The organism is Labrys sp. WJW (assembly GCF_001676615.1).
Classification (GTDB): Bacteria; Pseudomonadota; Alphaproteobacteria; order Rhizobiales; family Labraceae; genus Labrys; species Labrys sedimenti.
Genome location: NZ_LYXZ01000112.1, coordinates 1 through 317, shown reverse-complemented (window position 1 = coordinate 317; position 317 = coordinate 1). Strand labels below are relative to the sequence as shown.

1 protein-coding gene is annotated in these 317 nt (G+C 69.4%); it reads left to right on the top strand.

Features of this window, described 5'->3' with window-relative positions; all coding sequences use genetic code 11:
* Positions 1-317 (top strand): MotA/TolQ/ExbB proton channel family protein (locus tag BA190_RS34840; protein WP_202908580.1); only part of this gene is annotated, 317 nt, incomplete at both ends.

Sequence of the window (317 nt, the reverse complement as noted above, 5' to 3'; positions counted from 1 at the left end):
TCCCAGACCATCCGGTCGCGCCAGTCCGGCAAGGGAGCCGTCGCCGATCTGGTGACGGCGGCCAACCGCGAATTGCAGCGCTCGGACGATTTGCCGGCTGAGGGCATCAAGGAGCGCCTGGCGATCGCACTTGCGCGCATCGAGGCGCGTGCCGGCCGCTCGATGACGCGCGGCACCGGCCTGCTCGCCACCATCGGTGCCACCGCCCCCTTCGTCGGTCTGTTCGGCACGGTCTGGGGCATCATGAACTCCTTCATCGGCATCTCGCAGTCGCACACCACCAATCTGGCGGTGGTGGCCCCCGGCATCGCCGAGGC